This is a genomic window from Crocosphaera sp. Alani8, assembly GCF_038442745.1.
Classification (GTDB): domain Bacteria; phylum Cyanobacteriota; class Cyanobacteriia; order Cyanobacteriales; family Microcystaceae; genus Crocosphaera.
This window is the reverse complement of record NZ_JARVCN010000191.1, coordinates 1-6,550: the sequence shown is the minus strand read 5'-3', so window position 1 is coordinate 6,550 and position 6,550 is coordinate 1. Positions and strand designations below refer to the sequence as shown.

Below are 6,550 nucleotides of genomic sequence, written 5' to 3'. Positions count from 1 at the left end.
TGGTGCTGGTCACCCACTGACAAAACTGTTCCCACAAAGAAACGCTCTCGCGTTGCTGTAAGGTAGTTGTCATGGTTATAATTCCTTATTAATTTGTCAAGGTACTTTTTGTTTTGACATCTTTATGATAGACAATTCATCAAGTTTTGTAAAGAAGATTAACTAAACATTTCCTTATGTAAACAATAAGTAAAACTTATTATTATAAAGTTAAGTGTGAAACCCAGAAATCACAAAGGATAAACTGGTTAGCCAGCGATTTCAAACTTTAAGTTATCTTGCGCTAGAAAATCATAGGTAAAGTGATCAACCACATTAGTATCGCTCAACTCAAGATTATAAAAGTCTACAAAATCGTGATCAAAGTAAGGACCAGCGTGCCATGTGCCGACATCTAACTTAATAAAACAATCTCCAGGAATTCTAAAGACTTGTAATTGTTCAATATTGGGGAAATTTTCACTACTGGCAGGTGCGACCCCTAAAAACCACTCTTTTCCTTCCAATGCTCCTAAGCATTGAGTACATTGTTCATGACGAGTAATACGATGAAACTGACGACCCCTTTCTTTTAACCGCATAATATAGAATCGAGGTGTGCCGTTTTTGAGGTGTAATTGAGCATCAGATTCGTCGTACACCTGACCATCTCGAGAAGGAGTGATTAGTTGTCCATAGGGTTGAAACTTCTCTAAAGTAATATCAACCAGTGGCAGAGATTTGAGGGTGGTTACTGTAGTCATAATTGCTGAGTTAGAAACATATTCCCATATTGATCCTAATATTCAAATCTCAGAAAACAAAACCCTACTGACTAAATGTAAGTCCCCTGTCTCTGAGTTGTTGTAGGAAATAATCTTCCAGAGAAGCGCGAGCGCGGTTTAGACTGATTAGTTGAGCGTCTATGCTGGAGAGAAACTCGATAAAATCGTGGGGATTTCCCGTTAATTGTCCGTGCCAAGTATATTCAATCTCTTTAATTCCTGATATCCACGGTTCTAGGGACTCTCTTTTGCCACCTTTAACGATAACTTGATAAACATCAGAACGTCCTAAAATTTCTTCCAGGGAACCCACACATAACAAATCTCCCTTGGCTAAAATGGCGATGCGATCGCAAATTTTCTCTATATCCGTTAAAACATGGGAATTAAAGAAAATTGTCTTCCCTTGTTCTTTGAGAGATAAAACGATTTCCCTAACTTGATATCGTCCCAAGGGATCAAGTCCAGACATGGGTTCATCAAAAAACACCACTTCTGGGTCATTAATTAAAGCTTGGGCCATTCCTACCCTTTGTAACATCCCTTTAGAGTATCGTCTTAGTTGCTTCTTTTTGGCGGTTTTTTGGGCTAAACCCACTAAATCAATTAATTCGGGAATGCGTTTTTTTTGAATGGATTTAGGAATTTGAAATAAACCGGCAACGAATTCTAGAAATTCCCAAGCTGTTAAGTAATCGTAATAGTAAGCATTTTCGGGTAAATAGCCGATTTTTTGTTTCACAGACAAATTACCCACAGGATACCCCAATAAAACAGCGCGTCCAGTAGTAGGACGTACAATACCCAACAACATTTTCAAGAGAGTAGTTTTTCCTGCACCATTGGGCCCTAGTAACCCGAAGGTTTCCCCTTTGTAAACGGTAAACGAGCAATCATTAAGCGATCGCAATTTTTGATTCATCCAAAAACCGGTGTGATACACTTTACTCAAATTCCATGTTTGTACCACTGGCATTAATTCGTTTTTGGGGTCTTGTGGTTTGACTTCGGTAGCGGAATTCATTGCTTTAAGGTAATTTGTAATCTACATTAAAAACGCTCTACTTACATTGTTCCCTATTGTTAGAGTAAATTTAACTCGATTAAAATATTTAACAAAAATTCTCATCCTAATATTGTTCCTTGAAAAAGACATTAATATTTCTCTTTGTCTGGGAATGACAATTAAAAGGAGATTTTTCACTAAAATTCCCCAGGATAGTGTATCTTCATTGAGACGGATAAGATAGAGAAATTTTGGGGTATGGAAACATCAGAACTAATTTTGCGCACCGGACAAAATCTCTTTGATGGGTTGGCTATTGGTAGTGTTATCGCTCTTGCTGCGGTGGGGTTAACTTTAACTTATGGTATTTTACGATTGTCTAATTTTGCTCACGGCGATTTTATGACCTTGGGAGCTTATTTAACCTGGTTAGGGAATACTCAAGGGATTAATTTAGGCTTATCTGTTATTATCGGGGCTACAGGGACAATTTTAGCGATGTTAGTCTCAGAATATTTATTATGGAAACCTATGCGCAATCGTAGGGCCAGTTCTACCACTTTAATCATTATTTCCATTGGGTTAGCTTTGTTTTTGCGTAATGGAATTTTAATGATTTGGGGAGCAAAAAACCAACGCTATGACATCCCTTTAGTTCAAGCTCAAAAAATCTTTGGGTTACAGTTAGCTACGGATAGAATTTGGGCTATCGTTTTATCTATTGTGGCCATTGCTATTTTACATTTAGTATTGCAGCGAACAAAAGTTGGTAAAGCGATGCGTGCAGTAGCTGACAATATCGATTTAGCCAGGGTTTCAGGGATAAACGTGGATCAAGTTGTTCTCTGGACTTGGGTTATTACAGCGATTTTAACCACTCTTGGAGGGGTGATGTTGGGGTTAATTACCAGCACCATACGGCCTAATATGGGATGGTTTCTGATTCTACCTATGTTTGCCTCTGTTATATTAGGAGGCATTGGCAACCCTTATGGTGCGATCGCTGGAGGTTTAGTAATTGGGGTTGCTCAAGAGTTAAGCGTACCCTGGTTAGGTCCTGATTATAAATTAGGGGTAGCTTTATTAATTATGATTCTGATTCTTTTAATTCGTCCTCAAGGAATTTTTAAAGGTACTCTCTAGACAAGAAAATTAGATTTTCGAGGCAAAATTATTTTTTAGTAGTGAACAGTCAAGGGATAATAGCTAATCACTACTAACCAATAGAAAAATCATTCTTGATTGTTTTGTTGCTGATATTTTTCTTGTAGTTTTAAGCGAATTTCGGCATGAACTTCGCGGGTAATGGGATAGAAATAAGCCAAAATCAAGCCAATAATTAAAATTATAGCTGGCAAAGGACCTACGGCAATTCTGATGGCAAATAAAGCGGTTTCAGGTTGAGTGGGTAGAGCTTGACCAGGAATTTGTTCTACAAAGCCGGCTGCTTCTAAAACCACACCTACTAAGAATAATCCTAGAGCTAAACCAAACTTTTGTAAAAGTACCATAAAGGCATAAAAAACTCCTTCTCGTCTTTGACCTGTTTCTAATTCGTCTAATTCTATAACATCTGGAACCATTGACCAAGGAATTAAGTAAGCAACGGATACTCCAAAACCTGCCATAATAGCCAAAATAAACATAAAACTAACTTGTCCTGGCTGTAATAAAAAGAGTCCAATTTGTGCAATAATCCAGACACTTGTTCCCATAAAGTAAACGGCTTTTTTATCAAGCTTTTGACACAATGCTTGCCAGAAAAATAACATGACTAAAGCAGTTCCTTGTACAGCTAAAGCAACTAAACCAGATTGATCTTCTCTTAGATTCATATAACTAACCACAAAATAAACTAAAATAGACGCGGTTAATTGAACGGCTAACCAGGAACATAAATAGATTCCAATAACAAATAGGAATGGAACATTGTTAAAAACTATTTTTAATTGTTGTGAAAAAGAAAGATTAGTTTGTGGTTGATGATTTTCTTGACTTTGTTTAACCTCTTGTGTGGCTAAATGGTTTTCAATCTTCGCAAGGAATAAACTACTGCCAAATCCAAATAAAAGTGAACCAGAAAGCAATGAAAAAAAGCTCATATAATCGATCTGACCATTTCCTCCTACTATGTTTGATGTAACCGGAATCATTCTCAAAATTCCGTAACTAATTCCCAGGATACCAATCCCAGTCAAAACCGTCCCCAATTGTTTCTTTTGATTTAAATTCAAAATAGGATTTCTCCCTTTTTCTTGAATTCGTAAACTACACCAAAGAAGGGCAATAATGCCTAGAAAAGAACAACTCAATCCCAAAATAAAGAATCTAGTTTGAGGCTGATCAGGATACGCAATAGAAGCTAAAATATACAAAATTAAGGATAGAATACTACCACCAATGGAAAAAGAAAAACGAAAACTATTTAAGCTAGTTCTTTCGTTATAATCTTGAGTCAATTCTGGTGTTAATGCTGTGTAGGGTAAATTAACTGTAGTGTAAGCAATGTTAAATAAAATACCAATAACAACATAATATATAAATAATCCCCATTGGTTGACGTTTAAGTTGTCACTAAATTGAGGAATTGTCCATTGCAAAGAATAACAAAAAGCAAAAGGAATTATTCCCCCTAAAATCCAAGGAAGACGACGACCCCAACGAGAACGGGTTTTATCACTCAAGACCCCAATAATAGGATCATTGATTGCATCAGAGATTTTACCAATCATTAAAATACTACCAGCTAAACCAGGGGGTAAACCAGCTACATTGGTAAAGAAAAATAACAAATAAAATACTAGAATATTAGCTGCGATCGCAGGACCAAAATCACCAGCACCATAGGCTAATTTTGTGGTAAAGTAGAGTCTCTCAGTATTAGATGATGTCATAAAAAAAGTCTCTTATACAGTATCAATTATGCCTCAACCCCGTAAACGATTTGCTCAACATTGGTTACGCAGTGAAACGGCACTAGAACAAATTATACAGGCTGCGCGGCTAAAAGAAAGCGATCGCATCTTAGAAATAGGACCAGGAACAGGTATTTTAACTCGTCGTCTATTGCCCTTAGTTAGCTCTGTCCTTGCAGTAGAATTAGATTGGGATTTATGTAAAAAATTAGTAAAAAGTTTTGGTAATTTTGATCATTTTCTATTGTTACAAGGAGATATACTAAAACTAGATATTGCCGCTGATGCTCAAGATTTTCCTAAATTTTTCCCTATCAATAAAGTGGTGGCGAATATTCCTTATAACATCACCAGCCCTATTTTAGAAAAGTTATTGGGTAGTATTTCTTCTCCCCGAAATCCATCTTATGACTTAATAGTTTTATTGATTCAAAAAGAAGTTGCTCAAAGAATTGTTGCTTATCCTGGCAATAAAAATTACAGTGCTTTATCAGTTAAAATTCAGTATTTAGCTGACTGTAACTATATTTGTGACGTTCCCAGTAAAGCTTTTTTTCCCCCTCCAAAAGTTGACTCTGCTATTATCACTTTCCAACCTCGTTCTTTGTTAAATCCTGCTATTAACCCTAAACGTTTAGAAACTTTAATTAACTTGGGATTTGCTAACCGCCGTAAAATGTTACGCAATAATTTAAAAAGTTTAATTAATAGCGATCTCCTTGGAGAATTTTTAACAGAAATAGGTCTTAACGATCAAGTTCGTGCTGAAAACCTGGACTTAAATCAGTGGATTGCGTTAAGTAACTATTTGTCTCGATAAGAATTTCATTATTTTGACGCAAACATTTGTTATAATTTATTTATATTAATAATATTTTCATATTTTCCTTGCGCTCTCAGATTTTTACGATGTTGAATACTACCAACTCACTTCAATCACGAGAACCGAGCATTTCCCCATTAGAGGAACTACTAGAAACTTTACCTCTTCGGCATAGAATCATTGTCGCCTTAGCCTACTTCACTTCTTCAAAAATAGAAGATGTTTTATCTTTACAACAAAAGGATATTACCTCTACAACAGTTTTTATTCGAGATTCAAATACACGAAAAGTAAAAAAATCTAAAATTACAGCTAGATTAAGACCTTATTTAACTGTTTATCTTAATGGAAAGGAATTGCAGAAATCTAACTTTTTATTTACTGATAGAGCCGGAAAGCCATTGAAAAGTTTTCAAGTGTTTAAGGTTTTGGAAGCAGTAGCAAAAAGTATAAATTTTCCTGATGTCTATTTATTTATTCTTCGCTAACTTATAAAAATATTATTGCTTTACAAACTCTACTTTGTAAACAGGAAAATACTAGTTCACAAGGCTCTCAAATACCAACCAATACTAATATTTCTGCTGATGGCCATCTCATAGCAATTTTCATTTGCATAGATTACAAATTTAGAGAAAAATAGTCCCCACACTTCCCACCCCTCCCTGTTACTGAGCGAAGTCGAAGTACACTCCCCACCTTCACTAAACCGAGATTTTAATACACCCAACTGAAAACTGCTATCAGTGGTTCAGGATTTTCCCACAAAGGGTGCGAATGTCACGCTTAGTACCCCCCTGTCGATTTTTAGACCGTAACCGAAGATTCTTGATTGTTTCAAATCTCTTTTAAATCCGAGAGGGTCGCCACCCTACCTAAAATATGAGTGTTTTTGATAGTATTTTTAGGTAGGGACTTCTTTCGACATTTTTGTTAAAAGGGACAAGATCACAAACAGTCTTTAAATCATCAGTTAGAACAGGACAATATTAGCTAACCGCCGAGAAGCCCCGCACTATAAACGAGGGGGATTTATCAAACC

Annotated in this window: 6 protein-coding genes; 3 read left to right on the top strand and 3 right to left on the bottom strand. The window is 36.1% G+C overall.

Annotated elements, in window-relative coordinates:
• Positions 1 to 248: 248 nt before the first annotated feature.
• Both P9B04_RS12290 and P9B04_RS12285 read right to left on the bottom strand, forming a co-directional pair.
• On the bottom strand, positions 249 to 743 hold the full coding sequence (locus tag P9B04_RS12290; RefSeq protein ID WP_342055282.1) for an ureidoglycolate lyase: 495 nt from the start codon (positions 741 to 743) through the stop codon (positions 249 to 251).
• A 64-nt stretch (positions 744 to 807) separates the two neighbouring features.
• Positions 808 to 1,788, bottom strand: coding sequence for an ABC transporter ATP-binding protein (locus P9B04_RS12285; protein WP_342055281.1), 981 nt, complete (start codon positions 1,786 to 1,788; stop codon positions 808 to 810).
• Between the two features lie 240 nt (positions 1,789 to 2,028).
• Between P9B04_RS12285 and P9B04_RS12280 the strand changes: the two genes are divergently transcribed.
• The gene (locus P9B04_RS12280; protein WP_342055280.1) at positions 2,029 to 2,913 is read left to right on the top strand and encodes a branched-chain amino acid ABC transporter permease; all 885 of its coding nucleotides are present in this window, start codon (positions 2,029 to 2,031) and stop codon (positions 2,911 to 2,913) included.
• An 89-nt stretch (positions 2,914 to 3,002) separates the two neighbouring features.
• Here P9B04_RS12280 and P9B04_RS12275 read toward each other — a convergent pair whose 3' ends face one another.
• Complete coding sequence (locus P9B04_RS12275; protein ID WP_342055279.1) at positions 3,003 to 4,664, bottom strand: MFS transporter; 1,662 nt, start codon at positions 4,662 to 4,664, stop codon at positions 3,003 to 3,005.
• A gap of 28 nt (positions 4,665 to 4,692) precedes the next feature.
• Between P9B04_RS12275 and rsmA the strand changes: the two genes are divergently transcribed.
• Entirely contained in the window at positions 4,693 to 5,505 is an 813-nt protein-coding gene (gene rsmA, locus P9B04_RS12270; protein WP_342055278.1) for a 16S rRNA (adenine(1518)-N(6)/adenine(1519)-N(6))-dimethyltransferase RsmA, read from the top strand.
• Positions 5,506 to 5,594: 89 nt separating this feature from the next.
• Positions 5,595 to 5,996, top strand: coding sequence for a tyrosine-type recombinase/integrase (locus tag P9B04_RS12265; RefSeq protein WP_342055277.1), 402 nt, complete (start codon positions 5,595 to 5,597; stop codon positions 5,994 to 5,996).
• Positions 5,997 to 6,550: the final 554 nt, after the last annotated feature.

Coding starts and splice junctions, on each gene's coding strand:
- P9B04_RS12290 (WP_342055282.1), bottom strand. CDS start 743: ATGACTACAGTAACCACCCTCAAATCTCTGCCACTGGTTGATATTACT.
- P9B04_RS12285 (WP_342055281.1), bottom strand. CDS start 1,788: ATGAATTCCGCTACCGAAGTCAAACCACAAGACCCCAAAAACGAATTA.
- P9B04_RS12280 (WP_342055280.1), top strand. CDS start 2,029: ATGGAAACATCAGAACTAATTTTGCGCACCGGACAAAATCTCTTTGAT.
- P9B04_RS12275 (WP_342055279.1), bottom strand. CDS start 4,664: ATGACATCATCTAATACTGAGAGACTCTACTTTACCACAAAATTAGCC.
- rsmA (WP_342055278.1), top strand. CDS start 4,693: ATGCCTCAACCCCGTAAACGATTTGCTCAACATTGGTTACGCAGTGAA.
- P9B04_RS12265 (WP_342055277.1), top strand. CDS start 5,595: ATGTTGAATACTACCAACTCACTTCAATCACGAGAACCGAGCATTTCC.